General features: G+C 72.5%; 26 protein-coding genes. 12 read left to right on the top strand and 14 right to left on the bottom strand.

Annotation, left to right across the window (positions count from 1 at the left end):
* Nucleotides 1-16: 16 nt before the first annotated feature.
* On the bottom strand, nt 17-511 hold the full coding sequence (locus BM223_RS01600) for a tRNA adenosine deaminase-associated protein (RefSeq protein WP_038682133.1): 495 nt from the start codon (nt 509-511) through the stop codon (nt 17-19).
* A gap of 79 nt (nt 512-590) precedes the next feature.
* On the opposite strand from BM223_RS01600, the gene upp reads away from it, so the two are divergent.
* From upp to pntB, 3 genes are all read left to right on the top strand, one after another.
* Nucleotides 591-1,235 carry a uracil phosphoribosyltransferase gene (upp, locus tag BM223_RS01595; protein ID WP_038682135.1) on the top strand — a complete coding sequence of 215 codons (645 nt, stop codon included), beginning with the start codon at nt 591-593 and terminating at the stop codon, nt 1,233-1,235.
* A 140-nt stretch (nt 1,236-1,375) separates the two neighbouring features.
* Nucleotides 1,376-2,911: a Re/Si-specific NAD(P)(+) transhydrogenase subunit alpha gene (locus BM223_RS01590; RefSeq protein WP_038682136.1), complete on the top strand. Its 1,536-nt coding sequence runs from the start codon at nt 1,376-1,378 to the stop codon at nt 2,909-2,911.
* Between the two features lie 2 nt (nt 2,912-2,913).
* Nucleotides 2,914-4,338, top strand: a complete 1,425-nt coding sequence (gene pntB, locus BM223_RS01585) for a Re/Si-specific NAD(P)(+) transhydrogenase subunit beta (protein WP_038682137.1) — start codon at nt 2,914-2,916, stop codon at nt 4,336-4,338.
* A 212-nt stretch (nt 4,339-4,550) separates the two neighbouring features.
* On the opposite strand, the gene thpR is transcribed toward pntB, so the two are convergent.
* Genes thpR through mftR form a run of 3 tightly spaced genes read right to left on the bottom strand, consistent with a single transcriptional unit; the run spans nt 4,551 to nt 6,483 of the window.
* Entirely contained in the window at nt 4,551-5,102 is a 552-nt protein-coding gene (gene thpR / locus BM223_RS01580; RefSeq protein WP_038682138.1) for an RNA 2',3'-cyclic phosphodiesterase, read from the bottom strand.
* On the bottom strand, nt 5,102-5,848 hold the full coding sequence (locus BM223_RS01575; RefSeq protein WP_038682139.1) for a VIT1/CCC1 transporter family protein: 747 nt from the start codon (nt 5,846-5,848) through the stop codon (nt 5,102-5,104). The genes thpR and BM223_RS01575 overlap by 1 nt, the downstream gene beginning before the upstream one ends.
* A gap of 41 nt (nt 5,849-5,889) precedes the next feature.
* On the bottom strand, nt 5,890-6,483 hold the full coding sequence (mftR, locus tag BM223_RS01570; RefSeq protein WP_235319066.1) for a mycofactocin system transcriptional regulator: 594 nt from the start codon (nt 6,481-6,483) through the stop codon (nt 5,890-5,892).
* A 106-nt stretch (nt 6,484-6,589) separates the two neighbouring features.
* Between mftR and mftA the strand changes: the two genes are divergently transcribed.
* The 8 genes from mftA to BM223_RS01530 are packed head-to-tail and all read left to right on the top strand — an operon-like array spanning nt 6,590 to nt 12,725.
* Complete coding sequence (mftA, locus tag BM223_RS01565; protein WP_075018440.1) at nt 6,590-6,679, top strand: mycofactocin precursor MftA; 90 nt, start codon at nt 6,590-6,592, stop codon at nt 6,677-6,679.
* The gene (mftB, locus tag BM223_RS01560) at nt 6,679-6,978 is read left to right on the top strand and encodes a mycofactocin biosynthesis chaperone MftB (protein ID WP_038682141.1); all 300 of its coding nucleotides are present in this window, start codon (nt 6,679-6,681) and stop codon (nt 6,976-6,978) included. The genes mftA and mftB overlap by 1 nt, the downstream gene beginning before the upstream one ends.
* On the top strand, nt 6,975-8,201 hold the full coding sequence (mftC, locus tag BM223_RS01555) for a mycofactocin radical SAM maturase (RefSeq protein ID WP_038682143.1): 1,227 nt from the start codon (nt 6,975-6,977) through the stop codon (nt 8,199-8,201). Before mftB ends, mftC begins: the two co-directional genes overlap by 4 nt.
* A gap of 13 nt (nt 8,202-8,214) precedes the next feature.
* Nucleotides 8,215-9,462: a pre-mycofactocin synthase MftD gene (gene mftD, locus BM223_RS01550; protein WP_038682145.1), complete on the top strand. Its 1,248-nt coding sequence runs from the start codon at nt 8,215-8,217 to the stop codon at nt 9,460-9,462.
* 7 nt (nt 9,463-9,469) lie between these two features.
* Nucleotides 9,470-10,153 carry a mycofactocin biosynthesis peptidyl-dipeptidase MftE gene (gene mftE, locus BM223_RS01545; protein ID WP_038682147.1) on the top strand — a complete coding sequence of 228 codons (684 nt, stop codon included), beginning with the start codon at nt 9,470-9,472 and terminating at the stop codon, nt 10,151-10,153.
* Nucleotides 10,150-10,890: a mycofactocin-coupled SDR family oxidoreductase gene (locus BM223_RS01540; RefSeq protein WP_038682149.1), complete on the top strand. Its 741-nt coding sequence runs from the start codon at nt 10,150-10,152 to the stop codon at nt 10,888-10,890. Before mftE ends, BM223_RS01540 begins: the two co-directional genes overlap by 4 nt.
* Nucleotides 10,887-12,290, top strand: a complete 1,404-nt coding sequence (gene mftF, locus BM223_RS01535; protein ID WP_038682152.1) for a mycofactocin biosynthesis glycosyltransferase MftF — start codon at nt 10,887-10,889, stop codon at nt 12,288-12,290. Before BM223_RS01540 ends, mftF begins: the two co-directional genes overlap by 4 nt.
* A gap of 39 nt (nt 12,291-12,329) precedes the next feature.
* Nucleotides 12,330-12,725 carry a RidA family protein gene (locus BM223_RS01530; RefSeq protein WP_038682154.1) on the top strand — a complete coding sequence of 132 codons (396 nt, stop codon included), beginning with the start codon at nt 12,330-12,332 and terminating at the stop codon, nt 12,723-12,725.
* Nucleotides 12,726-12,799: 74 nt separating this feature from the next.
* Here the strand turns inward: BM223_RS01530 and BM223_RS01525 are convergent, their stop codons facing one another.
* The 5 genes from BM223_RS01525 to BM223_RS01505 form a co-directional block, all read right to left on the bottom strand.
* Nucleotides 12,800-13,177, bottom strand: coding sequence for a cupin domain-containing protein (locus BM223_RS01525; RefSeq protein WP_052139081.1), 378 nt, complete (start codon nt 13,175-13,177; stop codon nt 12,800-12,802).
* Nucleotides 13,174-13,938 (bottom strand): HpcH/HpaI aldolase family protein, encoded by a 765-nt coding sequence (locus BM223_RS01520; RefSeq protein WP_158510235.1) that lies wholly within the window; start codon nt 13,936-13,938, stop codon nt 13,174-13,176. The genes BM223_RS01525 and BM223_RS01520 overlap by 4 nt, the downstream gene beginning before the upstream one ends.
* Nucleotides 13,935-15,095 carry an amidohydrolase family protein gene (locus BM223_RS01515; protein WP_052139082.1) on the bottom strand — a complete coding sequence of 387 codons (1,161 nt, stop codon included), beginning with the start codon at nt 15,093-15,095 and terminating at the stop codon, nt 13,935-13,937. The genes BM223_RS01520 and BM223_RS01515 overlap by 4 nt, the downstream gene beginning before the upstream one ends.
* A gap of 55 nt (nt 15,096-15,150) precedes the next feature.
* Nucleotides 15,151-15,966 carry a fumarylacetoacetate hydrolase family protein gene (locus BM223_RS01510; RefSeq protein WP_158510236.1) on the bottom strand — a complete coding sequence of 272 codons (816 nt, stop codon included), beginning with the start codon at nt 15,964-15,966 and terminating at the stop codon, nt 15,151-15,153.
* A 187-nt stretch (nt 15,967-16,153) separates the two neighbouring features.
* Complete coding sequence (locus tag BM223_RS01505) at nt 16,154-18,379, bottom strand: cytochrome P450/oxidoreductase (RefSeq protein ID WP_038682158.1); 2,226 nt, start codon at nt 18,377-18,379, stop codon at nt 16,154-16,156.
* A gap of 149 nt (nt 18,380-18,528) precedes the next feature.
* Here BM223_RS01505 and BM223_RS01500 point away from each other — a divergent pair, with 149 nt between their 5' ends.
* Nucleotides 18,529-19,638, top strand: coding sequence for an NDMA-dependent alcohol dehydrogenase (locus tag BM223_RS01500; RefSeq protein WP_038682160.1), 1,110 nt, complete (start codon nt 18,529-18,531; stop codon nt 19,636-19,638).
* A 66-nt stretch (nt 19,639-19,704) separates the two neighbouring features.
* On the opposite strand, the gene BM223_RS01495 is transcribed toward BM223_RS01500, so the two are convergent.
* The 5 genes from BM223_RS01495 to BM223_RS01475 are packed head-to-tail and all read right to left on the bottom strand — an operon-like array spanning nt 19,705 to nt 25,152.
* Nucleotides 19,705-20,265 carry a hypothetical protein gene (locus BM223_RS01495; protein WP_038682162.1) on the bottom strand — a complete coding sequence of 187 codons (561 nt, stop codon included), beginning with the start codon at nt 20,263-20,265 and terminating at the stop codon, nt 19,705-19,707.
* A gap of 44 nt (nt 20,266-20,309) precedes the next feature.
* On the bottom strand, nt 20,310-21,218 hold the full coding sequence (locus BM223_RS01490; protein WP_038682164.1) for an ABC transporter permease: 909 nt from the start codon (nt 21,216-21,218) through the stop codon (nt 20,310-20,312).
* A 1-nt stretch (nt 21,219) separates the two neighbouring features.
* Entirely contained in the window at nt 21,220-22,413 is a 1,194-nt protein-coding gene (locus BM223_RS01485; RefSeq protein WP_052139084.1) for an ABC transporter permease, read from the bottom strand.
* Nucleotides 22,410-23,963 carry an ABC transporter ATP-binding protein gene (locus tag BM223_RS01480; protein ID WP_200887025.1) on the bottom strand — a complete coding sequence of 518 codons (1,554 nt, stop codon included), beginning with the start codon at nt 23,961-23,963 and terminating at the stop codon, nt 22,410-22,412. The genes BM223_RS01485 and BM223_RS01480 overlap by 4 nt, the downstream gene beginning before the upstream one ends.
* Nucleotides 23,964-24,000: 37 nt before the next feature.
* Entirely contained in the window at nt 24,001-25,152 is a 1,152-nt protein-coding gene (locus BM223_RS01475) for a BMP family ABC transporter substrate-binding protein (protein WP_052139085.1), read from the bottom strand.
* Nucleotides 25,153-25,225 lie beyond the last annotated feature (73 nt).

The raw sequence follows: 25,225 nt of genomic DNA, 5'->3' as shown, positions 1-25,225 counted from the left end.
TCGTCCCAGGCCCCCCTCACGCCGAGGTGAGGCCGACGACGTCGTCGAAGAGGTCGCCGAAGCCGAGTCCGCGGGCGATCTCGGACAGCATCTCGTCGGGGTAGAGCTCGTCGTCGTCGAGGATCGCGGCCAGGTCCATCGCGTCGACCCCGAGGTCGCTGAGGAGCTCGAGGTCGCCGGCCGGCTCGGGCTCGTCGTCGTCGTCGACCGGGGGCAGGCCGAGGTGCTCGACCACGACCGCGGCCAGCTCCCACTCGGTCGCCGCGGTGACGTCGGAGAGCATCACCCGGGTCCGCGCGCCGGCCACCCGGACCACGACGAAGAAGTCCTCGTCGACGGCGACCAGGCCGACCGCGCCGCCGTCACCAGGGAACCGGCGCAGCGCCGCGGACAGGGTCTCGACGTCGGTGGCGTGGTCGGGGGTCAGCTCGGCGACCTGCCACACCCCCTCCTCGCGGTAGGCGGCGAGGGCGAAGTCGACCGATTCGATGGCCGTGCCGCTAGCGGTCATGCCCTCAGCGTGACACGGGACGGGGCACAGGGCCAGAGCATTTCCGTGGGTGCCCCGAAGCGTCATCTAGGCTCCCCCCATGCGCACCCTCGTCGTGGACCACCCGCTCGTCGCCCACAAGCTGACCGTGCTGCGGGACAAGGACACCGACTCCCCCACGTTCCGCTCGCTGGCCGACGAGCTGGTGACCCTGCTGGCCTACGAGGCGACCCGCGACGTGCGCGTCGAGCCGACCCGCATCGAGACGCCGGTGGCCCCCGCCACGGGTACCCGCCTGGCGACCCCGCGCCCGCTCGTCGTCCCGATCCTGCGGGCGGGACTCGGCATGCTCGACGGCATGATGCGGCTGCTGCCGACCGCCGAGGTGGGCTTCCTCGGCATGGTCCGCAACGAGGAGACCCTCGAGGCCACGACGTACGCCGAGCGGCTGCCCGAGGACCTCTCCGGGCGCCAGTGCTACGTCGTCGACCCGATGCTCGCGACCGGCGGCACGCTCGCCGCGGCGATCCGGTTCCTCGTCGACCGGGGCGCCGACCACATCACGGCGGTCACCCTGCTCGCCGCTCCCGAGGGCTGCGCGCGGCTCGAGCAGGAGCTCGCCGACCTCCAGATCCCGGTGACCGTCGTCACGGCCGCGATGGACGAGAAGCTCAACGAGAAGGGCTACATCGTCCCCGGCCTGGGTGACGCCGGCGACCGCCTGTACGGCATCGCCGCGGGCTGAGGCGGGGCGACCAGCCACACCCGTCCCGCTGGGCGCAACGATCGCGCCCTAGATGTTCGTCACACGTAAGACGCCCCCCGTAAGAGGGTGCCCTCTGTGTAGGTTGACTCGCGTTTATCCACAGAAGGGCTGGAGGCTTGATGCTCATCGGCATCCCGCGCGAGTCGAAACCGGGCGAATCCCTGGTTGCGGCGACCGCCAAGACCGTATCCCAACTGACCAACCTCGGCTACGACGTGATCGTCGAGTCGGGCGCCGGCGACCTCGCCGACCAGCCCGACACCGCGTTCACCGAGGCCGGGGTGCGGGTCGGTACGACGCAGGAGGTGTGGGCCGCCGACGTCATCGTCAAGGTCAACGCCCCCACGGACGAGGAGATCGGCCGCCTCAAGCAGGGTGCGACGATCATCTCGATGATGGCACCCGGCCGCAGCCCCGAGCTCCTCGACAAGCTGCAGGCGCAGGGCGTCACCGGCCTCGCGATGGACGCCGTCCCGCGGATCAGCCGCGCGCAGTCGATGGACGTGCTGTCCTCGATGGCCAACGTCGCGGGCTACCGCGCCGTCGTCGAGTCGGCCCACGAGTTCGGCCGGATGTTCACCGGCCAGGTCACCGCCGCGGGCAAGATCCCGCCGGCCCGCGTCTTCGTCGTCGGCGCCGGTGTCGCCGGCCTCGCCGCGATCGGTGCCGCGTCCGCGATGGGCGCCATCGTCCGCGCGTTCGACGTGCGTCCCGAGGTCGCCGAGCAGGTCGAGTCGATGGGCGCGCAGTTCGTCCACGTCGACATGGAGCAGGAGGTCTCCTCCGACGGCTACGCCAAGGAGATGTCCGAGGCCCAGGTCGCCGCGACCGCCGCGATGTACGACGAGGAGGCGCGCGCCGCCGACATCGTCATCACCACCGCGCTGATCCCGGGCCGCCCCGCGCCGTCCCTGATCACGGCTGAGACCGTCGCCGGGATGAAGAACGGCTCGGTCATCGTCGACATGGCGGCCGCCAACGGCGGCAACGCCGCCGGCACCGTGACCGACCAGAAGGTCGTCACCGCCAACGGCGTCACGATCCTCGGCTACACCGACCTCGCCGGCCGCCTCGCCGCGCAGACGTCGCAGCTCTACGGCACCAACATCGTCAACCTCCTCAAGCTGCTGACCCCCGAGAAGGACGGCAACCTGACGCTGGACTTCGACGACGTCGTGCAGCGCGGCATCACCGTCGTCCGCGACGGGGAGTCGACGTGGCCGCCGCCGGCGGTGCAGGTCTCCGCCGCCCCTACGGCCGCGCCCGTCGCCGCCGCCCCGGCCAAGGAGCCGAAGCCGCCGATGTCGGCCGGCACCAAGACCGGGATCGCGCTCGGTGCGATCGCCCTGTTCTGGCTGGTCAACGCCGTCGCCCCGACCGACGAGCTGCGCCGGCACTTCACCGTGCTGATGCTCTCGATCGTGATCGGCTACTACGTGATCGGCAAGGTCGCGCACGCCCTGCACACGCCGCTGATGTCGGTCACCAACGCCATCTCCGGCGTCGTGGTCGTCGGCGCACTGGTCCAGGTGGCCAGTGACGACAAGCTCGTCGTCGGCCTCTCGGCCGTCGCGATCCTGCTCGCGTCGATCAACGTGTTCGGTGGCTTCGCCGTGACCCGGCGCATGCTCGCGATGTTCAGCAAGGGAGCCTGACCATGGACATGAACTCCATCACCGGCGCGGCGTACATCGTCGCCGCCCTGCTGTTCATCCTGTCGCTGGCGGGCCTGTCCAAGCACGAGTCGGCCAAGAACGGCCTGACCTTCGGCATCGTCGGCATGGCGGTCGCGCTGGTCGCGACCGTCGCCTCCACCATCGACGTCAGCGAGTACGTCGACGGCCGCGCCCTGGTCATCGTCCTGATGCTCGCCGCGATCGCCGTCGGCGCCGCGATCGGCATCTGGCGCGCCAAGATCGTCGAGATGACCGGCATGCCCGAGCTCATCGCGATGCTGCACTCGTTCGTCGGTCTCGCCGCCGTCGCGATCGGCTGGAACGGTCACATCCTGGGCTCGCACGACTCGATGCCCAGCCTGATCAACATCCACGAGGCCGAGGTCGCGATCGGCATCTTCATCGGTGCCGTCACGTTCACCGGCTCGATCGTCGCCAACCTCAAGCTGTCGGCGAAGATGAAGTCCGCCCCGCTCATGCTGCCGGGCAAGAACTTCATCAACATCGGCTCGCTCGTGCTGTTCGCGGTCCTCACCGCCGTCTACGTCGCGATGGACACCCACGACAGCACCGGCGCGACCCTCCTGCTCGCCGTCATCACGCTGCTGGCGCTGGCCCTCGGCTGGCACCTCGTCGCGTCCATCGGCGGCGGCGACATGCCGGTCGTGGTCTCGATGCTCAACTCGTACTCCGGTTGGGCCGCGGCCGCGTCGGGCTTCCTGCTCGGCAACGACCTGCTCATCGTCACCGGTGCGCTCGTCGGCTCCTCGGGTGCGTACCTGTCGTACATCATGTGCAAGGCGATGAACCGCTCGTTCATCTCCGTCATCGCCGGCGGCTTCGGCATCGAGGCCGGCCCCGCCGACGACAAGGACTACGGCGAGCACCGCGAGATCCAGGCCGAGGCCGCCGCCGAGCTGCTCGCCGGCGCGTCGTCCGTGGTCATCACGCCGGGCTACGGCATGGCCGTCGCCCAGGCGCAGTACCCCGTCGCGGACCTCACCGCCAAGCTCCGCGCCAAGGGCGTCGACGTCCGCTTCGGCATCCACCCCGTCGCAGGTCGCCTCCCCGGCCACATGAACGTGCTGCTGGCCGAGGCCAAGGTGCCCTACGACATCGTGCTCGAGATGGACGAGATCAACGACGACTTCCCCGAGACGGACGTCGTCCTGGTCATCGGCGCCAACGACACGGTCAACCCGGCCGCCTCCGAGGACCCGACGTCCCCCATCGCGGGCATGCCGGTGCTGGAGGTCTGGAACGCCAAGGACGTCATCGTCTTCAAGCGCTCCATGGCCGCCGGGTACGCCGGCGTCCAGAACCCGCTGTTCTTCCGCGACAACAGCCAGATGCTGTTCGGCGACGCGAAGGACCGGGTCGAGGACATCGTCCGCGCACTCGACTGAGCACCGCACCACCCGCACGACGTCAGGGGCCCGGATCCACCAGGATCCGGGCCCCTGCTCGTTCCACCCACCGAAGTGCGCCGGTTGCGGGCACGAAGTGCGCCGGTTGCGGGCACGAAGTGGGTGGGTTGCGGGTTCGAGATCCACAGCGACGGTGTAGATCTCGAACCCGCAACCGGCCTACTTCGCACCCGCAACCCACCTACTTCGGGCTAGAGCAGGATCTCCGCGAGCGTCTCGTAGCGAGGACTGCGCCGCGGCCCCTCCCCCAGGTGCGACGCCATGACGGCGACGGAGCCGACCGCCCACTCCGGCCCCTCGTACGTCTCGAGCAGCCGGACCCAGCTGGTCAGCTCGGTCGGGCGGCCGCCGGTGCGGGCGACCGTGACGTGCGGCCGGAAGCGCTGGCCGTCGACCTCGATGCCGCTGGCCACTGCGGCGTTGCGCGCGCGTACGGCGAGCGACGCGAGCGGCGCGGCACCGGTGACGCCGACCGCCAGCACTCGTCCCTCGGCGACGTTGGGGAACACCACGGCGCCCGCCAGCCGGGCCGGCGCGGGGGTGAGGTCGTCGAGGGACTCGGCGAGGCGCTCGACGTAGTCGTCGATCCGGGCCTCGCTCGCGGAGGCCATGAAGGCGAGGGTGAGGTGGAGCTGCTCGGGTCGGGTCCAGCGGAAGCCGGCGGCGGCGCGGCGGGGCTCGAGGAAGGCGTCGAGGTGGTCGATCGCCTCCGGGGAGGGCACCAGCGCGGTGAAGACCCGCATCACACCTGGGTCCCGACCAGCTGGCCGATGCCGTGGGTGACGAGCATGGCGAGAAGGCCGCCGAGCACGTTGCGGAGCACGGCCCGGCCGGGCGAGCCGTAGCCGAAGCGGGCGCTGGCCCAGCCGGTGAGGGCGAGGGCGACGACGACCGCGGCGACCGTCACCGGAACCCGGAGGTCGGCGCCGACGAAGAGGATCGTCAGCAGCGGCAGGAGGGCGCCGATGGTGAACGAGACCATCGACGCGAAGGCGGCCATCCAGGGGTTGGTGAGGTCGTCGGGGTCGATGCCGAGCTCGACCTCGGCGTGCGCGGCGAGGGCGTCCTTGGCGGTGAGCTGGGTGGCGACCTCGAGGGCGAGGTCGGGCTCGAGGCCCTTGTCGACGTAGAGGCCGGCGAGCTCGGCGAGCTCGTCCTCGGGGTCCTCGCGCAGCTCGCGCTTCTCCTTGGCGAGCAGCGCCTCCTCGGAGTCGCGCTGGGTGCTGACCGAGACGTACTCGCCCGCCGCCATGCTCATCGCGCCGGCGGCCAGTCCGGCGACGCCGGCGATCAGGATCGCCGATCGGTCGGCGGTCGCGCCGGCGACGCCGAGCACGATGCCGGCGGTCGAGACGATGCCGTCGTTCGCACCGAGCACACCGGCGCGCAGCCAGTTGAGCCGGTTGTTGAAGCCCTGCTCGTGGGGTTCGCCCTCATGGGGGCCGAGCTCCTCCCCCGTAGGCCCGGTCTCGGTCTTCGCGCCGCTCACCGGCCCATGATCTCCTGCCGGACCGGTTCTCCGCGACCGCCTTACGACGACGCGGCGCCGAGGTGGTCGCGCAGCGCGGCCATCGAGCGGTCGAGGAGGTCCTCGAGCTCGGCGTCCGCGTCGCTCAACCACGCCTCGTACGCCGTCATCGCGAGCGCCAGCGACACGTGCGCGACGAGCTGGGGACGCAGGTCGCCCGGCGCCGTGCCGGTGCGCTCGGCGACGTACTCGGCGATGACGGCGCGCCAGTCGGCGTAGCGCAGCACCGAGTGCGCCTCGAGCTCGGGCGTGGTGAGGATCAGCCGCATCCGGTCGCGGTGGCTGGGCCGCGCGTCGCCCGGGAACCTGTTGAACGCGACGACGGCGCGGTGCACCGCCTCATGCAGGGGGAGGTCGCGCGGCTGGCCGGCGAGCAGCTCGCGGAAGCCGGCCAGGGTGAGGTCGAAGCGCCCCCACGGGATGTCGTTCTTGGACTCGAAGTAGCGGAACAGGGTCCGCCGTCCGACACCGGTGGCGCGGGCGATGTCGTCGAGCGTGGTCGAGGCGAAGCCGCGCTCGGTGAAGAGCGTGAAGGCGGCCTGCTCGATGGCGGCATGGCTGGTCGCGACGGGACGGCCCCGCGCTGAGGTCCGCACTGGTTCGACCATGGCGCCGCAAGTTAGCACGGCGCACTCCTTCCTTTTTGACCACGAGTGCCATTAGTGTGGCCCGGACCACAGAACAGCAGCCAAGGAGGTGTGCATGAACCCCGAGAACGAGCACCAGGACGAGCTCGTCGCCGAGGACCTCATCGAGGAGGTCTCGATCGACGGCATGTGCGGCGTCTACTGATGGACGCCCTGCTGGGAGAGCCGTGGACGCTCTCGCCGTCGGTGGCGCTGCGCCCCGAGCCCTTCGGTGCGCTCGCCTACCACTTCGGCAACCGCAAGCTGACGTTCCTCAAGCGACCCGAGCTGGTCGCCGTGGTCCGCGGTCTCGCCGCCGCGCCCGACGTACGGACCGCCCTCGAGAACGCGGGCGTCCCGGCCTCCCAGCACCCCGCCTACGCGGCGGCCCTGCGCGGCCTGGCCGCCACCGACATGATCCGCCCGCGCCCCGACGGCGCGACCGCCGAGGAGAAGAGCGCATGACCCTCGCCCCCGAGCGCCCCCAGACCGGCAGCCTGGTCCAGCAGTTCGAGTACGGCCTCGACGCCCCCATCTGCCTGACCTGGGAGCTCACCTACGCCTGCAACCTCGAGTGCGCGCACTGCCTGTCGAGCAGCGGCCGCCGCGACCCGCGCGAGCTCAGCACCGAGCAGTGCAAGGCGGTCATCGACGAGCTGCAGCGGATGCAGGTCTTCTACGTCAACATCGGCGGCGGCGAGCCGACGATCCGCCCGGACTTCTGGGAGCTCCTCGAGTACGCCGTCCACCACCAGGTCGGCGTGAAGTTCTCGACCAACGGCGTGCGGATCACCCCCGAGCGTGCGGCCTTCCTGGCCTCGCCGGCCTGCAACGGCTACGTCGACGTCCAGATCTCGCTCGACGGCGCGACCGCCGAGGTCAACGACTACGTCCGCGGCCCCGGCTCCTACGACACCGCCCTGCGCGCGCTGCAGAACCTCCAGGACGCCGGCTTCGCCGACGCCAAGATCTCGGTGGTCTGCACGCGGGAGAACATCGGCCAGCTCGACGAGTTCAAGGCTCTCGCCGACCGGTTCGGCGCCACGCTGCGGCTGACCCGGCTGCGCCCGAGCGGCCGCGGAGCGGACGTCTGGGACGAGCTGCACCCCCTGCCGGAGCAGCAGCGCGAGCTCTACGACTGGCTGATGGCGCACACCGCCGACGGCGAGCAGGTGCTGACCGGCGACTCGTTCTTCCACCTCGCGGCGTTCGGCGAGTCCCTGCCGGGCCTCAACCTGTGCGGCGCCGGGCGCGTGGTCTGCCTGATCGACCCGATCGGCGACGTCTACGCCTGCCCGTTCGCCATCCACGACAACTTCCTGGCCGGCAACCTCCTCGACGGCGGCTTCCAGAAGGTGTGGCAGACCTCCCCGCTGTTCCAGGAGCTGCGCGCCCCCCAGACCGGCGGCGCGTGCGCGAAGTGCCAGTTCTACGACTCGTGCCGCGGCGGCTGCATGGCCGCGAAGTTCTTCACCGGGCTCCCGCTCGACGGCCCCGACCCCGAGTGCGTCCAGGGGTACGGCGAGCACGCGCTCGCCGGCGACCGGACCATCCCGGCCGCCAGCCAGGACCACTCCAAGACCAACCCCACCCGCAACCAGCCCGTGATGCTCCAGCTGCTCACCCGTCCGCCGGTCTCCGACTGCGCGGAGAGCCCGCTCGCCGGCTTCGTCCCCGACCAGACCTGAGGAATCCCGCACCATGAAGCTCGAGAACCCCTGGAAGCAGAACCCCTGGTTCGAGTCGGTCGCCGTCGCCCAGGAGCGCGCCCGCAAGCGCCTCCCCCAGCCCGTGTACGGCGCCCTGGTCGCCGGCTCCGAGCGCGGCCAGAGCGTGACCGACAACCAGGCCGCGTTCGCCGAGCTCGGCCTCGCCCCCCACGTCGTGGGCCAGCTCCCCGAGCGCAGCCAGGCCACCACGGTCTTCGGGCACACGATCGGCAGCCCGGTGATCATCAGCCCCACCGGCGTCCAGGCGGTGCACCCCGACGGCGAGGTCGCCGTCGCCCGCGCGGCCGCCGCCCGCGGCACGATCATGGGCCTGTCGAACTTCGCGTCCAAGAGCGTCGAGGAGGTCACCGCGACAGGCGCCACGACGTTCTTCCAGATGTACTGGACCGGCGAGCGCGACACGATGATCCAGCGGATGACCCGGGCCCACGAGGCCGGCGCGAAGGGCCTCATCGCCACGCTGGACTGGTCGTTCTCGATGGGACGCGACTGGGGCAGTCCCGAGATCCCCGAGAAGGTCGACCTCAAGGCGATGATCCGGCTGGCGCCCAAGGTCGCCACCAAGGGCCGGTGGATGTGGCAGTTCGGCCAGCAGTTCCGCCAGACCGGCAAGCTGCCCGACCTCACCGCGCCCAACCTGGCCCCTCCGGGTGGCGAGGCACCGACGTTCTTCGGCGCCTACTACGAGTGGATGACCACGCCGCCCCCCTCGTGGGACGACGTCGTGTGGATGCGCGAGACCTGGGCCCAGATCAGCGGGACGCCGTTCGTGCTCAAGGGCGTGTGCCGGGTCGACGACGCCCTGCGCGCGGTCGACGCCGGCGTCGCGGGCATCTCGGTCTCGAACCACGGCGGCAACAACCTCGACGGGACGCCGGCCGCGATCCGCATGGTCCGCCCGATCGCCGAGGCCGTCGGCGACCAGATCGACGTCGTCATGGACGGCGGCGTGCGGCGCGGCTCCGACGTCGTCAAGGCGCTCGCACTCGGCGCCAAGGCCGTGCTGATCGGCCGCGCGTACCTCTGGGGCCTCGCGGCCAACGGGCAGGCCGGCGTCGAGAACGTCCTCGACGTGCTGTCCGGTGGCGTCGACTCGGCGCTGCGCGGGCTCGCGCTGTCGTCCACGGCCGACCTGCGCCCCGAGCACCTGCTGATCCCCGACGGCTTCGACCGCGCGCTCGGCGTGCCGGCCGCGCGGTCGGTGGGCTTCGGGAGCTGACCGCGCCATGCCCACCGACCTCGCCTCGGCGACCTCGCCCGGCCTCCCCGCCGGGGCGACGGTGCTGGTCCCGGTCGGCTCGATCGAGCAGCACGGGCCGCACCTGCCGCTCGACACCGACACGGTCATCGCGACCGCGGTGGCGACCGAGGCGGCCCGGCTGCTGGCGCTGCGCGACCACGACGTCGTCGTCGCGCCGGCGCTGGCCTACGGCTCGAGCGGCGAGCACCAGGACTTCGCCGGCACCAGCTCGATCGGCACCGACGTGCTGCACCAGGTCGTCGTCGAGCTGACCCGCTCGATGCGGACCTGGGCCGCGCGCGTGGTGCTGGTCAACGCGCACGGCGGCAACCTGACCGCGCTGCGCGGCGCCGTCCGGCAGCTGACCGACGAGGGGCACGACGTCGCCTGGGTCGCCTGCGCGACCGAGGACGTCGACCTGCACGCCGGGCGGACCGAGACCTCGCTGATGCTGCACCTCGCGCCGTGGCACGTCCGTCTCGACCGGGCCGAGCCCGGCAACACCGGGACGCTCGCCGAGCTCCTGCCGGCGATGATCGCCGGCGGCGTCAAGGCGGTCTCCCCCAACGGCGTGCTCGGCGACCCCACCGGCGCGAGCGCCGAGGAGGGGGCCGTCGTCCTGGCCTCGATGGTGGGCGACGTCGTCGCCGCCGTGGACCGGTCGGCGTGAGCGAGCGGGTCGTCCTCGTCACCGGGGCCGCGCGCGGGATCGGCGCGGCGACCGTGCGGACGCTCGTCGCGCGCGGCGACCGGGTGATCGCGGTCGACGAGCTGCCGCTCGGCTCCGAGCACCGGGACCACGAGCAGGTCGCCGGCTGCGTGGCCGACGTCCGTGACCGGGCCGCGCTGGCCGGCGCGGTCGACCTCGCGCTCGACCGGTGGGGGCGGCTCGACGCCGCCGTCGCGGCGGCCGCGGTGATCGCCGGCGGCCGGCCCCTGTGGGAGACCCCCGAGGCCGACCTCGACCTGCTGTGGGACGTCGACGTGAAGGGCGTGTGGAACACCGCCGCCGTCGCGGTCCCGGCCCTCCTCGCCGGACCGGACCCGTCCGGCGCCCGCTTCGTCGCAGTCGCCTCCGCGGCCGCGCACCACGGACTGCACCACCTGGCGGCGTACAACGCGGCGAAGCATGCCGTCGTCGGCCTGGTGAAGGGGCTCGCCGCCGACCTCGTCGGGACCGGGGTCACCGCGTGCGCGGTCTCGCCCGGCTCGACCCGGACCCCGATGCTCGACGCCACCGCCGCCCTCTACGGCCTGCCGGACGTCGAGACGTTCGCCGAGAACCAGCTGCTGCGGCGCCTGCTCGACCCCGACGAGGTCGCCGCCACCATCGCGTTCTGCTGCAGCCGCGAGGCCGCGGCCGTCAACGGCTCGGTGGTCCACGCCGACGGCGGGTTCGCGCCGTGAGCACCACGCTGCCCACCGGCTTCGAGGTCCGGCTGCGGGCCGACGTCGAGCGCGCCGACGGCGGCGACCTGCTCGTCGGCGGCTCCCCCCTCCGCGCGCTGCGGCTGACGCCCCGGGCGCAGGCGCTGCTCGACGGCGACCTGCTGCGCGTGCGCGACCGCGCGGGCGGGCTCGTGGCGCGGCGCCTGCTCGACGGCAACCTGGCCGACCCGGTCCTGCACGGTCCCGGTCTCGACGCCGGGCTGCTCACGGTCGTCGTCCCGGTGCGGGACCGGCCCGAGCAGCTCGGGCGCGCGCTGGCGGCCCTCGCTCCCCTGACCACGATCGTCGTCGACGACGCCTCGCACGACCCCGCCGCCGTCGCCCGGGTGGCGGCGGCGCACGGCGCCACGCTGGTGGCGCTGCCCGCCAACGTCGGCCCGGCCGGGGCCCGGAACGCCGGACTGGCGCGGGTCCGCACCCCCTATGTCGCGTTCGTCGACTCCGACGTCACCGTCGACGCCGCGACCCTGCGCCGGCTGGCCCGGCACTTCGAGGACCCCGCCGTGGTGCTCGCCGGCCCCCGGATCACCGGCCGCGCCCGGAGCGCGCGGCCCCGCTGGTTCGAGCGGTACGACGAGCAGGCGTCGTCGCTGAGCCTCGGCACCCGGGCCTGCGCGGTGCGCCCCGGTGCGGCGGTCGGCTGGCTGCCGAGCGCCTGCCTGGTCGCGCGGACCGACGCGATCCGCCCCGGCTTCGACGCCGCGATGCGCGTCGGCGAGGACGTCGACCTGGTCTGGCGGACCGTCGCCGCGGGCGGGGTGGTGCGCTACGACCCGGACGAGGTCGCCGCGCACGACGTCCGGCCGGGGATGGGCGGGTGGCTGGGCCGCAAGTTCGTCTACGGCACCGGCGGCGCGCCCCTGGCCGCGCGCCACGGCGACCGGATCGCGCCCGCCGTCCTGTCGCTGCCGATGGCCGCCGCGGCGGCCGCCCTGCTCGCGCGCCGGCGTTGGTCGGCACCCGTCGTCGCGGCCGGGCTCGCGGCCGGCCTGGTGTCGGTCGAGCGCAGCCTCCCCGTGACGGGCGGGCGGCACCGGCTCGCCGCCGTCCTCGTGGCGCGCGGGTTCGGCTGGGCGGTGCGCCAGGAGTCCGCCCTCCTGCTGCGCCACTGGTGGCCGCTCACCGCCCTGACTCTGCCCGCCAGCCGCACGGCTCGGCGGATGGTCGCGACCGCGCTCGTTGTCGACGCCGTCGTCGCCCGCGTGGAGCACCCCGGGGCGCCGTACGCCCTGGTGGCGCGGCGCCTCGACGACCTCGCCTACGGCGCAGGCCTGTGGGCCGGCGCCGTCCGCGCCCGCTCCCCCCGAGCACTGCTGCCCCGGCGCCCGCGAAGTGCGCGGGTTGCGGGTCCGAAGTAGCGCAGTTTGCTAGCACTCCGTGCCCGCAAGAATGGCGCCATGACCGATCACCTCGCACGCCCCGCGGGACTGCCGCCCAGCAACGGCTACAGCCACGTCACCGTGGCCGGACCCGGCCGCCTCGTCCACGTCTCCGGCCAGGTGCCGGCCCGGGCCGACGGCACGGTCGTCGACCCCACCGACGTCGCGGCGCAGGCGGAGCAGGTGTTCGAGCACCTGCAGACCGCGCTGGCCGCGGCGGGCGCGGGCTGGGGGGACGTGGTGAAGATGGGCTACTTCCTCACCGACCTCGCCGACCTGCCCGTCGTACGGGGGGTGCGGGACCGGTACCTCGCCCCGGACCGCCTGCCCGCCAGCTCGCTCGTGCAGGTGGCGGGTCTGGTCCACCCGGACTTCCGGGTGGAGATCGACGCCGTCGCCGTCGTCGAGTCGTAACCCCCACGAAGTGCCCGCAACCGGCGCACTTCGTGCCCGCAACCCGCGCACTTCGCGGGGCTGGCGGACCGACCTCAGGTGAGGTCGAGCTCGAGCTGGGCGAGGAGGTCCGCGCGCGGGGGCACGAAGTAGTCGATGTTCACGCAGGGGCCCTCGGTGGGCTCGACGTAGTGCTCGGCACCGCGGGGCACCAGCAGGAACGAGCCGGGGCGCATGTCGTGGGCGACGCCGGCGACGTGGTAGTTGCAGCGACCCGAGGCGATGAAGACCAGCTGGTCGAAGTCCTCGTGCGAGTGGGGGTTGAGGGTCATCCCCACCTCGAGCTCGTGGCGCGCGATGAGCACCTCGTCGGTGGCGAAGATCCGGCGGCGGACGCCGGGGCGGATCTCGCGCTGGGGCAGGTCGTCCCAGTTGACGACCTTGCCGAACAGTGAGGGGTTGAGCGCGGTCACGCGTCCTCCTTGGAGATGACGGCCCGCAGGCCGTGGGCGAGCAGCTGCAGGTCCGAGCCGACGACGACGTACGACGCCGCGCCGAGCCCGAGCCGGTCGACCTCGGCCAGCCCGGGCACCCAGCCGCCGAACGCGACCCCGGCCTGCTCCGCGGCGACGCGCACCGAGGAGACCGCGGCCGCGAGGTCGTCGGGGGCAGGCAGCCCGAGGCTGACGGCGAGGTCGGTGGTGCCGACGAAGGCGACGTCGAGCCCGCGGACGACGTCCGCGAGGGGCTCGGCGACGGGAGTCTCGATCTGGCCGACGAGCAGCGGCGGGTCGGCGTCCTCGGTACGGAGGAAGTCGGCGAGCGGGATCGCGCCGAAGGACGCCGCCCGGTTGGCGAGGCTGACCGAGCGGGTGCCCACGGGCGCGAACCGGCAGGCCGCCTGCAGGTGCTCGCGCTCGGCGACCGACTGCAGGGTGGAGAGCTGGAAGCCGGCGGCGCCGTTCTCCAGCAGGCGGGCGACGAGCGGGGCGTCGACCACCGGGAGCCGCACCAGTGCGGGGATCCCGCAGAGCGCGGCGTGCCGGACCAGGCCGAGCGCGTCCTGCTCGGTGAGCGTGGAGTGCTCCAGGTCGACCACGACGAGGTCGAGGCCGGACCCGGCCGCCAGCTCGACGACGTCCGGGCAGGCGAGCTTGACGAAGGTGCCGGTCAGCCGGCCCTCCCCCGCCAGTCGCTCCCGGACCCGTCGCCGCAGCTGGTGCACGGTGCTCACGCCGACGCGCCACCCCGCCACGGCGTGGTCTCGACGAGCGCGCCCTTGTGCACGACGGTGGTCGGCTCGAGGCGCGGCGCGACGATCGAGTTGCCCGATGCGTCGGGCAGGGTGACCTCGGCGGTCTCGGTGAGCACGGTGACATTGGCCGTGCCGCCGACGTCGAGGCGGCCGTAGCCCTCGCCGTCGAGGCCCAGGACCTGGGCCGGGACGATCGTCGCTCGGCGGATGCACTCGTCGAGCGGGGCGCCGAGCGCGCGCAGCTTGGAGATGCTGGTGACCAGGTCGAAGACCGGGCCGCGCCAGTTGCGGGCGCTCGTGTCGGAGCTGAGGATGTCGGGCAGGAAGCCGTCGGCGATGGCGCGCTTGGCGACCTCGAACGACAGGTTGCTCTTGCCGTGCGCCGAGTCGAACAGGACGCCGCGCTCGCGCGCCGCCATCACGCCGGGCAGCACGGTGCCGTCGTCGGCGAGGATGCCGTGCGGCTTGCCGGTGTAGCAGTGGGCGACGATGTCGCCGGCCCGCAGGTAGTCGAGGACGGCGGGCACCGGCTCCTCGGTCTCGCCGATGTGGACCATCAGCGGGAGGCCGGCCTGCTCGGCCAGGCTGACCGACTTCTTGAGCAGCGCCTGCCAGTGGTGGCCGACGACGTCCTCGGAGAGCCGGATCTTGAAGCCGCGGACGATGCCCGGGTGGTTCGCGGCGGCCTCGAGCGCGTCCTCGACGACGAGGGTGTCGGGGTTGAGCAGCTCGCCGAAGCGGAAGTCGATCAGGCCGAGCACCGAGACGTTGAGGAAGTTGACGACCCGGATCTCGTTGGCGTCGACGACGACCTTGCGGAAGGCGTCGAACGTCGAGGCACCCGCCGTACCGGCGTCGGCGACCGCGACGACGCCGCGGCGCAGGTGGGCCTCGTCGGCGGGGGCACCGACCTTCGAGACGTCCTGGAAGATGTGGCTGTGCCCCTCGACGAGACCGGGCACCACGGTGGAGCCGGCGCAGTCGACGACCTGCGCACCGTCGGTGGCCAGGTCCGGCCCGATCGCGGCGATGGTGCCGCCGCTGATCGCGACGTCGGCGCGCTCGTTGCGGCCGTTGGCGGGGTCGAGGACGGTGCCGCCCTTGAGGACGAGGTCGTACCCCTGGATGTCGGACATCTGCTGGCTCCTATGAACGGTGGTGGCTGGGTCGAGAAGGGGGAGGGACGGCGGCTCAGCCGGACGCCGCGCCCACGGTGGTGACGAGAGGAAGCACCGGGCCGACCTCGATGCGGATCCGGTCGCCGGGGGCGAGGAACCGGTCGAGGTCCTGGCCGGTGCCGGCCGGGGTTCCGGTGAGGACGACGTCGCCGGGCTCGAGCGCGGCGTACCAGGAGATCCGCGAGACCAGGTCCGGGATCGCGAAGATCATCCCGGCGCTGGTGTCGTCCTGGCGCAGCTCGTCGTTGACCCAGGTGCGGACCCGGATCGCGTCGGCGTCGGCGAGCTCGTCGACCGTGCAGACCGACGGGCCGAGCGGGTTGCAGCCCGGGAAGCTCTTGGCGAGCGTGGGCGTCGCGGTCCGCTTCATCACGTCGCGGGCCGTCATGTCGTTGGCGGCGGTGATCCCGGCGACGGCGGGCCACACGTCCTCGGGGGCCGCGCGGTGCAGCCGGCGGCCGATGACGACGGCGATCTCGCCCTCGTAGTCGAGCTGCTCGGTCGCGTCGCCGGGAACGGCGACCTCCTCGTCGGGCGAGAGCAGCGCGGACGAAGCCGCCAGGTAGAGGATCGGCTCGGTCGGCAGGTCGCGACCCGCCTTGGCCGCCTTGGACCGGTAGTTGAGGCCCACGCCCCAGATCGCCCGCGGTCGGCCCAGGGGGGCGAGCAGGCGGACGTCGTCGGCCGGCACCCGGCGGGTGACGGCGCAGTCGTCGAGGCAGGCGAGCGAGCCCGTGGCCTCGACGACCGCACCGAGATCGGCATAGGGGCTGTCGAGGAGGGCGATCTGGTCGCCCTCGACTCGTCCGAGCCCGTGCTCAGTGGTCACCGCGTGCATGGCGGCTATCTTTTATTGCGAGACGGCATCATGTCAAGTGAAACGCATGCGAGATGGGTCGCCCTCCGCCGCGGCACCTCGCAAGGCCCGGAAACCCGCCTGGGGACAGGGTTTTCGGGCAGCACGAACACCCGACACCGCTTCGCGGCACCGGGTGTTCGGGGGGTGTGTTGGTGACCTAGAGGTCGAGGACCAGCTTGGGGGTGCAGGACCGGCTGACGCAGATCATGATCGAGCGACCGGTGGCCTGCTCGGCCTCGCTGAGCACCTCGTCACGGTGGTCCGGCGTGCCCTCGAGGACGCGCGTCTCGCACGAGCCGCAGAAGCCCTTCTCGCAGTCGTAGGCGATGCCGGGCACGACCTCGCGCACCGCCTCGATGAGCCGCTTGTCGACCGGGACGTCGACGGTGACGCCGGTGCGCGCCAGCTCGACCTGGAAGGGCGTGTTGCCCTCGGTCGAGGTGAGCCGCGCCTCCATCTCGTCGCTCGCCGCGAACCTCTCGACGTGCAGGTCGGCGCGGCGGTCGAGCTCCTCGCACAGTCGCTGCATCTCGGCGATCATCCCGCCGGGACCGCAGCAGTAGATCGCGGTGCCGGGGGCGCTCGCCTCGATCGCACCCTTCAGGTCGGGGAACCCGTGCTCGTCCTGGGGGACCAGGTCGACCCGGATGCCCGGCAGCGCGGAGAGCTCGTCGGCGAAGGCCATCGTGGCGCGCGAGCGGCCGCCGTACACGACCCGGGCGGTGCCACCGCGGGCCGCGATCGACCGCGCCATCGCGAGGATCGGCGTGACGCCGATGCCGCCGGCCACGAGGAGGTAGTCGTCGGCCGCGACGAGGGGGAAGTGGTTGCGCGGACCGCGGACGGTCAGCTCGCGGCCGGCCACCGCGATCTCGTGGAGCTCGGCAGACCCGCCGCGTCCCTCAGCCTCGCGCAGCACCCCGATCCGGTACGACGCACCGTCGTCCGGGATGCCGCACAGCGAGTACTGGCGCAGCCGGCCCGAGGGCAGCCGCACCTCGAGGTGGGCACCGGGCTCCCAGGCGGGCAGCACGCCGCCGTCGGCCGCGCGGACGGTGACCGCGACGACGTCCTCGGCGACGAGGTCGACGGCGTCGAGAACGACGTCGTAGGTCTCGTTGCTGCCCCCGCTGGCGGAGGTGAACTGGTCGACCTGGTCGCCGACCCGCGGTCCGGGGGTGAAGGTCGCCGGGATGACGTCCCAGCCCATGTGGTTGCCGCGCGAGGCGTAGCCGACGACGTTCTCGGTGTCGACCTTGTAGTCGGGCATCCGGGTGAGGACCTGGTGGATCATCTCCTGGAACATCGCCCGGGCCAGGTGCGCGCCCGGGCAGCGGTGCGTGCCGACGCCGAAGGTGAGGTGCCGGCTGGCGTCCCGGTCGAGGCGGACCTCGTGCGGCTCGCTGAACACCTCGGGGTCGTGGTTGGCCGCGAACCAGGGGACGAGCACGCGCTCGCCGGCGCTGACCGGGCAGCCGCCGATCTCGGTGTCGGTGGTCGTCGTCCGCGACATGGCGGTGACCGAGCCGTAGCGGCGCAGGAACTCGTCGGTGCCGTCGATGAGCAGGTCGGGCGCGTCGATGAGCTGCTGGCGCATCTCGGGGTGCTCGTCGAGGTGGACGAGCACCGAGCCGGTGAGCGACGTCGTCGTGTCGACGCCGCCGGTGATGGCGATGCCGATCACCGAGAACAGCTCGGCGTCGGTGAACTCCGACCCGTCGGCCTTGCGCTCCTCGAGGAGGCGGCTGATCACGTCGTCCTGCGGGTGCGCGCGGCGCTCGGTGATGAGCTCGGCGAGGCGCTTCTCCATGTAGGCCATGCCCTCGTACGCGCGCTGGGCGCGCTCGCTGCCGGGCTCCGAGGTGAAGACGTCGTGGATCGGGCGACCGATCCGCTTCCAGTCCTCCTCGGGGAACCCGATCCAGTCGAGGGTGACCGCGCTGGGCAGCGGGTTGGTGAGCACCTCGACCAGGTCGGCGCTGCCGGACTCGATGAACTCGTCGACGATGCGCGAGGCGTGCCGCGCGATCATCGGGCGCAGCTCGTCGACGGCGGCCGGGGACAGGATCAGGTCGAGCAGCCGGCGGTACTCCACGTTGTCCGGCGGGTCCATCTCGAGCGGGTACTGCATGTTGCCGCCGAACGGGCCGCTCGGGATCACGATGGCGGTGCCCTCGAGCCCGCCGGCGGCCCGCGTGGACGAGAACAGCGCGTCGTTGCGGGCGACGTGGAAGACGTCGGCGTAGCGCGTGAGGTAGACGTAGCCGTTCTCGTGGGCGGTCGACCTGCCCACCGGGCACTTCTCGCGGAAGGCCTCGTAGTAGCCGACGATGTCGTCGCGGCATTCCGGCGAATGATGGTCGAAGTTCTCGTAGGTTGACATACCCGTCCTCATGACCGTGCGTGTGAGCGAACTCTCAATCGAGACTAACAGCGTCTCGCAGGGTGAGTCAACGTCTTGCATTGCGCAATGGCCGCGCCTGCTTTACCGTCGGGGTGAACCCGCACGTGCCCGGACCAGAAGGACTGCAAATGCGAACCAGAGGCGCCATCGTCCGCACCGCCCCCGGCCCCTACGAGGTCGTCGACCTCGAGGTGGCGGACCCGGCCCCCGGCGAGGTCCAGGTCCGCCTGGCCGCCGCCGGCCTGTGCCACTCCGACGACCACATCGCCGTCGGGGACTCCCCCGTCGCGATCTACCCGTTCGCGCTCGGCCACGAGGGCGCCGGCGTCGTCACCAAGGTCGGCGCGGGCGTCGACGACCTCGCCGAGGGCGACCACGTCGTCTTCTCGTTCCTGCCCGCCTGCGGCCGCTGCCGCTGGTGCGCCACCGGCATGCAGAACCTCTGCGACGACGGCGGCAAGGTCTGGATGCCGCCCGAGGTCCCCCGCGTCCACCTCGCCGACGGCGGCGCGCCGGTCGGCCAGATGTGCGGCGTCTCCGCCTTCATGGAGACCACCACCGTCTCGGCCCGCTCGGTCGTCAAGGTCGGCAAGGACATCCCCCTCGACAAGGCCTGCCTCGTCGGCTGCGGCGTCGCCACCGGCTGGGGCGCGGCGGTCAACTCCGGCGCCGTCCGGCCCGGGCACGTCGTCATCGTCATGGGCATCGGCGGCATCGGCATCAACGCCGTCCAGGGCGCCGTCCACGCGGGTGCCACCACGGTCATCGCCGTCGACCCCGTGGAGTTCAAGCGCGAGGAGGCCAAGCGCTTCGGCGCCACCCACGCGTTCGCCACCATGGACGAGGCCGCCGAGATCGCCCGCCAGCACACCAACGGCCAGGGCGCCGACTCCGCCATCGTCACGGTCGGCGTGGTCAAGGGCGAGCACGTCGGCGCCGCCTTCGGCGCCATCCGCAAGGGCGGCACGGCCGTCGTCACCGGTCTCGGCAACAACGCCGACGTCGGCGCCCCCATCAGCCTCACCGAGCTCACGCTCTACCAGAAGCGCATCCAGGGCTCCCTGTTCGGCGAGTGCAACCCCACCGCCGACATCCCCGCCCTGCTCGACCTCTACCGCGCGGGCATGCTCAAGCTGGACGAGATCGTCACGCGCACCTACACGCTCGACGAGATCGGGCAGGGCTACGAGGACATGCACGCGGGGCGCAACCTGCGCGGGGTCGTGCTCTTCGACTGACGCCCGCTCGCCGGCACCACGCCGCGCCCGGACCGCAGCCGCGGTCCGGGCGCGTTGCCTTCTTCATCAGCAGCGGTCGAGCCGCCGCGGAGGGCACAGCGCGAAGCCGGAGCCGCCGACGGCGGTGTAGCGGGTGCCGTCGACGCGGTAGTCGATCGCGGACCCCGTCCAGCGCCACACGCCCGTGCGGTGGGCGCGCACGCGGAAGACCAGCGCCGCCTCGTGCCCCGGCGCGAGCCGGGCCCGGTCGATCGGGCGGGCGCGTCGCCACATCGGTCGCCACTCCCTGCTCCAGCGCCCCGCGCCCAGGACGTCGCCGTGGCCCGGTGCCGGACCGAGGTCGAGCACCCGCAACGCGACCAGCTCGGCCTGGTCGGCCCGGACCGGGCCGTGCAGGCGGCCGGCGTCGAGCTCGGCCGTCCGGTCGCCGGCGTTCGTGATGGTCACCGCTCCGAAGAGCGCGTCCCGACCCTTGCGCAGGGTGATCCCGTAGTACGCGCCCTCGCCGCCGATCGACACCGGACCGTGCAGCCGGGCGCCCGACACCGGGTCGAGGTCCGGACCGCGGTCGGCGGCGATCCCGCCGGACACGACGACGGCGAGCACGAGCGCGATCACGCGAAGCATGCGCCTTCCCTTCATCCGGGAAGACGCATGCTAGCGGTGCGGGGCTACCGCACGGGCGCGAACGGCTGGCCCAGGGCCAGCGGTCTCTTCGACCGCGCCCCCAGCACGGCGAGCGACGCCAGTGCCAGCAGGTACGGCGTCGCCGCGAGCAGCTGCGGAGAGGCGGTGTAGCCGATGGCCGGCAGCGCGAGCTGGAGACCCTGGGCGACACCGAAGACGAAGCAGGCGCCGATCACGCCGCGCAGCATCCAGCCACCGAAGATCACGGCCGCGATCACGATGTAGCCGCGACCGGCCGTCATCCCCGAGGTGAACGAGCCAGCCTGGAAGACCGACAGGTAGGCGCCGCCGATGCCGGCGCAGAAGCCGCAGAAGAGCAGGGCCTGGCGGCGGCGGGCGTTGACGTCGATGCCGGTCAGGTCGCCGGCGACCGGGTCGTCGCCGGCCGCGCGGAGCTCGAGACCCATCCGGCGTCGGCGCACCCACCAGATCAGGAGGAGCAGCGGCACCAGCAGGTAGACCACCCACGGCTGCACGAAGAACGCCTTGCCGACGATCGGCAGGTCGGAGAGCAGCGGGATCCGCCAGGCCGAGCCGCCGGGGATGTCGAGCGCGGTGGTCGACAGCAGGTAGTTCGTCACCCCGAGCACCAGGACGTTGAGCGAGAGCCCGACGACGTAGGTGTTGAGCTGCAGCCGGTGGCTGAGGTTGCCGTGCACGAACGCGATGAGCAGTGCGGCGCCGATGCCGCACAGCAGGCCGACGATCGGCGAGCCGGACTCCGTGGCGCCGTACGCCGCGGCGAACGCCGAGCCGAGCATCATGCCCTCGACCGAGAGGTTGAAGGTGCCGGCCCGCTGGGCGACGTACTCCCCCAGGCCGGCGAACAGCAGCGGCACGGTCAGGGGGACCGACGCGGTGAGGATCGTCTCCAGATCCGTCGTCAGGTTCATGTCAGGCCACCTTCACGGTACGACGCAGCCGTCGGCGACGGACCGCGGCGAGCAGGACGGGGGGACACAGGAGGGCGACCACGATCGCGGCGGTGATGACGTTGACGATGTCGACCGGGATGCCGTCGCCGCCGAGCAGTCCGCCACCGGCGACCATCGCGCCGAAGACGAGGGCGAGCAGGACGCTGACGCCCGCATTCGTCCGGGCCGCGAGGGCGATGAGCAGGCCGTTCCAGCCGATCGAGCTGGCGACACCGGGGTTGAGCTGGAAGCTCTGGCCCATCAGGATCGCCGCGCCCGCGGCCCCGGCGAACGCACCGGACGCCGCGACGGCGAGCGAGCCCAGGCGCGAGGCGCTGATGCCGATCGTGCCCGCCACGGTGGGGTTCTGGCCGAGGATGCGCAGCCGATAGCCGGCGTGCGCCGACGACAGGAACCACGCGACGAGGATCGCCGCGACGAGCGCGAGCACGAACGCGAAGGGCACCGCGACACCGAGGACGTCGATCGTCGGCAGCATCGCCTTCTCGGGCACGCGCGGCGACTGGGACGCCGTACCGGCGCCGAGGGTGCCGCCGCCCTTGTCGTGCAGCGGGCCGTCGCCGCTGATCAGCCCGGTGAGGAGCTGCTCGGCGAGGAACACCAGCAGCAGCGAGCTGACCACGATGTCGACGCCGCGGCCGAACTTGAGCAGCGCGGCCAGGAAGGCCCACGCGCCACCGGCGGCCGCCGCGGCGAGGAAGGCCAGCGGGATCACGACGATGCCGGGGCCGTCGACGAAGAAGACCACGAAGCCGGCACCGATCGCGCCGAGGGTGACCTGCCCCTCCTGGCCGATGTTGAACTGGCCGGCCCGCATGCAGATGACCGCGCCGACGGCGACGAGGAGCAGCGGTGCGGCGGCGGTGAGCAGGTAGCCGATGGAGATGCTGTCGCCGATGCTGCCCTCGAACAGGTCGCCGAGGATGACGCCCGGGTCGTGCCCGGTCGCCCACCCCAGCAGCAGGCCGACGCTGATGCCGAGCGACAGGAAGCAGAGGAACGCCAGCACCTGCTCGATCGCGGGCCGGGTGCTGCCGCGCAGGGACGCGAGCAGTCCGGCCATCGCGGCGTCCGGACCCCGGCGCGAGCCGCCCCCCGGCGGTGCCGGCGTCGGCTCCTCCTGCACGGGCGTCTCCGAGACCTCGGTGCTCATGCGCTCACCCCTCCCATCAACAGGCCGAGCCGTTCGGGGTCGGCCTCGGCGCGGGCCAGCTCCCCCTGGATCCGGCCCCGGTAGATCACGGCGATGCGGTCGGAGAGCTGCATGATCTCGTTCAGGTCCGACGAGATCAGCAGGACGGCGACGCCCGAGGCCGCCGCCTGGCGCATCCGCTCGTGCAGGTCGGCGACCGCGCCGACGTCCAGGCCCCGGGTGGGCTGGGCGAGCACGAGGACCGCCGGCTGGGCGGACATCTCGCGCGCCAGCACCACCTTCTGCTGGTTGCCGCCCGAGAGCGAGCGCATCGGCTGGTCGACGGACGCGACGGCGATGTCGAAGTCGTCCACCAGGCGCTCGGCCAGGCTGTGCAGCTTGCGGCGCGAGACGACCCCCGCGCGCGAGAGGGACTTCAGCCCCGCCAGCGCCAGGTTGTCGGCGACCGACATGTCGAGGATGCAGCCGGAGGTCTTCCGGTCCTCCGGGACGACGCCCACGCCGGCCTTGCGGGTCGAGCCCGGCCGGCCGACGGCGACACGCTTCCCGTGCACGCGGACCTCGCCTTCCTGCAGGGAGAGCGAGCCCGCGAGCAGCGCGGACAGCCACTGCTGGCCGTTGCCCTCGACGCCGGCCACGCCGACGATCTCGCCGGCCCGGATCTCCAGGTCGAGGGAGTCGAGTGCGCGGGTGCCGTCGGAGGTCGCGGTCGCGCCCACGATGCTCAGCACCGGGGCCTCGTCCGCCGCCGCTGGTCGAGCCTGTCGAGACCCTTCCCCCTCCGCCGCCGTGCCGGCGCCGATCGCCGCGGCGACGTCCGCCTGCGCCGGACCGGGCAGGTCCCGGCCGATCATGTGCCGGGCGAGCTCGGCGACGGGCGTCTCCTTCGGGCTGACCCGGGAGACGACCCGGCCGCCGCGCATCACCGTCGCGCGGTTCGAGACCGCGGTGATCTCGGCCAGGTTGTGGCTGATCAGGATGACCGAGCAGTCCTCCTGCTCCACCAGTCCGCGCAGCATGGTGAAGAGCGAGCGCGACTCCTGGCGGGTCAGCACCGCGGTCGGCTCGTCGAGGACGAGCAGGCGGGGCCGGTCGATCAGGCAGGTGACCAGCTCGACGCGCTGCTGCTCGCCGACGCTGAGGTCACCGACCATCGCGCGCGGGGAGACCTCGAGGCCGAAGCGCTCGCTGACCTCCTCGATCTGCCCGATGGTGCGGTCCCGGTCGACCCGACCCTCGCTGCTCAGGACGACGTTCTCCCAGACCGACAGCGTCGGGATGAGGCTGTAGTGCTGGTGCACCATCCGGACGCCGAGGGCACGGGCCGCGTTCGGGTCGCGGATGACCGCCGGCTCACCGGCCAGCGCCACCTCACCGCGATCCGGGCGGACCAGCCCGAGGAGGATGTTCATCAGGGTCGACTTGCCGGCGCCGTTCTGGCCCAGCAGGCCGTGGATCTCCCCCGGCGCGACCTCGAGGTCGACGTCGAGGCAGGCCGGGACCCCGTTGAAGTGCTTGGTGATGCCGGCCATGCGGAGCGCCGGCACCACCGTCTCCACCTCCGGTCGGGAAGCCGTCGTCATCGGATCAGGACGCTCCCGCCATGGCGAACACGTCGATCTTGCCGGCGTTCAGGTCGGCCTGCGCCTGCTCGATCGCCTGGCTCATGGGGTCCTTGCCGTCGCCGGCGTCCGCGCACGGGTGCACGGCCGGGACGGGGTCGACACCGAGGCGCCAGTTGCGGGTGACGCCGAGCTCGAGCTTGCCGTCGGCGTACAGGTCGAGCATCGGGGCCAGGTAGTAGCCCGGCGCGAAGACGACCTCACCGATGAAGGAGGCGTCCTTGGAGTCGCAGAACGACTTCGGCGAGCCGAGCACCGGGATGCCGGCCTCCTTGGCCTTCTTGGCGACGGCGACCGTGGGGGCGCCGAAGTAGGGGTAGATCGCGCCGATCCCCTGCGAGACCTGGGCGTTGAAGCCCTCGACGGCCTTGCCGACGTCCAGCTGGTCGCCGGTGTAGGTCTCGACGACGTCGGCGTTGGGGACCTGGGACTTCACGCCCTCCTTGAACACCTTGCCGATCGTGGTGTTGAAGGGAGCGGCGATGCCGGACAGGAAGCCGGTCTTCTTGATGTCGTTGGCCTTCATGTAGGCGCCCATCGCGACCCCGGCGACGTACGCGTAGCCGAGGCCGACGTCGTACGACTGGGTGAAGGTGGCGTCCTGCTCGGGCGAGCCGTAGCCGCCCTGCAGGTAGAAGAAGGTGTCCTTGCAGATCGGGTTCTTGGCCGCGGTGACGGCCTGGGCGAGCTGGGCGTCGCCGATCACGATCAGGTCGACCCGCTGGCGGCAGAGGTTCTCCGCCGCGGTGACGGCCTGGGTCAGCGCGACCAGGCCCTGGACCGTGTACTCCCAGTCGTGCTTCGACGCGGCGTACGCCACCGCGTCGGCCGTGCTCTGGTAGTAGGTGCCGTCGTTCGTGTCGCCCGAGGTGATGACGCCGATCTTGACCTTGCCGTCACCGTTCTGGTCCGGCTGCTTGGCGGGGACCTGGCCCTCGCCCGCCCACTCCGGCGAGGTCGCCGTGCCGGGCTCGCCGATGGCGGCGCCGCGCGCGACGGCGAAGGGGTCGGGGCCGTCGAAGCCCTTCTGCTTCGGCTCGTCGTCGTTCGAACCACAGCCCGCGACAGCGAGCATCGCGACCGCCATGCAGGCCGCGTAGAACTTCTGGATTCGCATCTTTTCCGCCCTCGATCCATCCGAGTAGTGCGTGACTGCGGGTCGTTCCGACCTAGGTCCGAGTGCCTTGCCG

This window comes from Pimelobacter simplex, from assembly GCF_900114845.1.
In the GTDB taxonomy this organism is placed as follows: domain Bacteria; phylum Actinomycetota; class Actinomycetes; order Propionibacteriales; family Nocardioidaceae; genus Nocardioides; species Nocardioides simplex.
Note: the sequence above shows the minus strand (reverse complement) of the source record. Positions and strands in the feature narration are given on the sequence as shown.

Bases quoted from the DNA above. Each gene is read 5' to 3' on its own strand.
- BM223_RS01600 (WP_038682133.1), bottom strand. From the start codon at position 511: ATGACCGCTAGCGGCACGGCCATCGAATCGGTCGACTTCGCCCTCGCC.
- upp (WP_038682135.1), top strand. From the start codon at position 591: ATGCGCACCCTCGTCGTGGACCACCCGCTCGTCGCCCACAAGCTGACC.
- BM223_RS01590 (WP_038682136.1), top strand. From the start codon at position 1,376: ATGCTCATCGGCATCCCGCGCGAGTCGAAACCGGGCGAATCCCTGGTT.
- pntB (WP_038682137.1), top strand. From the start codon at position 2,914: ATGGACATGAACTCCATCACCGGCGCGGCGTACATCGTCGCCGCCCTG.
- thpR (WP_038682138.1), bottom strand. From the start codon at position 5,102: ATGCGGGTCTTCACCGCGCTGGTGCCCTCCCCGGAGGCGATCGACCAC.
- mftA (WP_075018440.1), top strand. From the start codon at position 6,590: ATGAACCCCGAGAACGAGCACCAGGACGAGCTCGTCGCCGAGGACCTC.
- mftB (WP_038682141.1), top strand. From the start codon at position 6,679: ATGGACGCCCTGCTGGGAGAGCCGTGGACGCTCTCGCCGTCGGTGGCG.
- mftC (WP_038682143.1), top strand. From the start codon at position 6,975: ATGACCCTCGCCCCCGAGCGCCCCCAGACCGGCAGCCTGGTCCAGCAG.
- mftD (WP_038682145.1), top strand. From the start codon at position 8,215: ATGAAGCTCGAGAACCCCTGGAAGCAGAACCCCTGGTTCGAGTCGGTC.
- mftE (WP_038682147.1), top strand. From the start codon at position 9,470: ATGCCCACCGACCTCGCCTCGGCGACCTCGCCCGGCCTCCCCGCCGGG.
- BM223_RS01530 (WP_038682154.1), top strand. From the start codon at position 12,330: ATGACCGATCACCTCGCACGCCCCGCGGGACTGCCGCCCAGCAACGGC.
- BM223_RS01515 (WP_052139082.1), bottom strand. From the start codon at position 15,095: ATGTCCGACATCCAGGGGTACGACCTCGTCCTCAAGGGCGGCACCGTC.
- BM223_RS01505 (WP_038682158.1), bottom strand. From the start codon at position 18,379: ATGTCAACCTACGAGAACTTCGACCATCATTCGCCGGAATGCCGCGAC.
- BM223_RS01500 (WP_038682160.1), top strand. From the start codon at position 18,529: ATGCGAACCAGAGGCGCCATCGTCCGCACCGCCCCCGGCCCCTACGAG.
- BM223_RS01495 (WP_038682162.1), bottom strand. From the start codon at position 20,265: ATGCTTCGCGTGATCGCGCTCGTGCTCGCCGTCGTCGTGTCCGGCGGG.
- BM223_RS01490 (WP_038682164.1), bottom strand. From the start codon at position 21,218: ATGAACCTGACGACGGATCTGGAGACGATCCTCACCGCGTCGGTCCCC.
- BM223_RS01485 (WP_052139084.1), bottom strand. From the start codon at position 22,413: ATGAGCACCGAGGTCTCGGAGACGCCCGTGCAGGAGGAGCCGACGCCG.
- BM223_RS01475 (WP_052139085.1), bottom strand. From the start codon at position 25,152: ATGCGAATCCAGAAGTTCTACGCGGCCTGCATGGCGGTCGCGATGCTC.